Source organism: Helicobacter sp. UBA3407 (assembly GCF_949747025.1).
In the GTDB taxonomy this organism is placed as follows: domain Bacteria; phylum Campylobacterota; class Campylobacteria; order Campylobacterales; family Helicobacteraceae; genus Helicobacter_D; species Helicobacter_D ganmani.
On sequence record NZ_CATKCB010000005.1, the window covers coordinates 1 to 1,142 of the forward strand.

A 1,142-nucleotide genomic window follows, 5' to 3' on the forward strand; every position below is an offset into this window, starting at 1 on the left:
TGAATTACGAATCGTAAGGCTAAAATTACAATCCTTTAAGACTTTTTGTGAGGACTCTTGCCACACACATTTAAAAACTTGCTTGGGGGGGAAATATAATCTTAAACAAAGCTGCAAGGCGAAATAAAATTCTATAAAAATAAAAAGAATTAAGTAGTTTTGTAGTAGAATTAAATTTTAGTGATTTGAAATAAACACTTGCGTAAAAAGGGGTTGTTATGTTACCAGCATGGAGTAAAGAAATTAGCGTGCATAATGAAAAGATTGATGAACAGCACAAAAAGCTATTTGAAATCGCAGGTCGTGCCTATATGATGACAGAAAAAAAATCAAGCAAAGAGGAAGTGATTGGGGTTTTACGTGAATTGCTTGAATATACAAAGGAGCATTTTAAAGACGAGGAAGAGTATATGCAATCCATTTCTTTTCCTCGTTTGGAGGCACATAGGGCAATTCATCAAGACATTATTAGGGATATGGTAAGTGCAGTAACGCGTGTGCAGAATCTTAACGATTTAAAAGATGAGATTGCAAAAATTGCAAAAAATTGGCTTTTGGTGCATATTATCAAAGAAGATATGCAAATTGAAAAATTTCGCCGCAATACCTGCCCGCTCCCTATAAAACCAACAGAACCAAAACCTGAAGAAAAGCCTGTGCAAACTGAAAACAAAAAAATTGAATATTTTTGCAGTTGTCCTAATAAGGTGCATTATGTGCCGATAGATGTAGATAAAAAGATTCGTGCAGGCGGTGTTTTTAATTGTAAAGTTTGCAAGCAAGCAATTCAACCTAAGTAATAAGGGGGACAAAATGTTAGATAAAAATGAGTTAAACGAATATGCTTTGATGGCAAATGCTTTGCGGTTTCTTTGTGCTGATATGGTGCAAAATGCCAATAGCGGACACCCTGGTGCTCCAATGGGGTTAGCAGATATTGCGGTGGTGCTTGGATTCCATATTAGACTAAATCCAAAAAATCCTAAGTGGATTAATCGTGATAGATTGATTTTTAGTGGTGGGCACGCAAGTGCGCTTGTGTATTCTCTGCTGCATTTATGGGGTTTTGAAGTGAGCTTGGAGGATTTGAAAAACTTTCGTAAATTTGGTTCTAAAACGCCCGGACACCCAGAATACAAACA

1 protein-coding gene and 1 pseudogene are annotated in these 1,142 nt (G+C 36.3%); both read left to right on the forward strand.

Going from position 1 to position 1,142, the window contains the following annotated elements; translation table 11 throughout:
* Nucleotides 1-218 precede the first annotated feature (218 nt).
* Complete coding sequence (locus Q1553_RS00025; protein WP_115552108.1) at nucleotides 219-800, forward strand: hemerythrin family protein; 582 nt, start codon at nucleotides 219-221, stop codon at nucleotides 798-800.
* A gap of 13 nt (nucleotides 801-813) precedes the next feature.
* Nucleotides 814-1,142, forward strand: a pseudogene (locus Q1553_RS00030) (transketolase); the annotation flags it as partial.

Coding starts and splice junctions, on each gene's coding strand:
- Q1553_RS00025 (WP_115552108.1), top strand. CDS start 219: ATGTTACCAGCATGGAGTAAAGAAATTAGCGTGCATAATGAAAAGATT.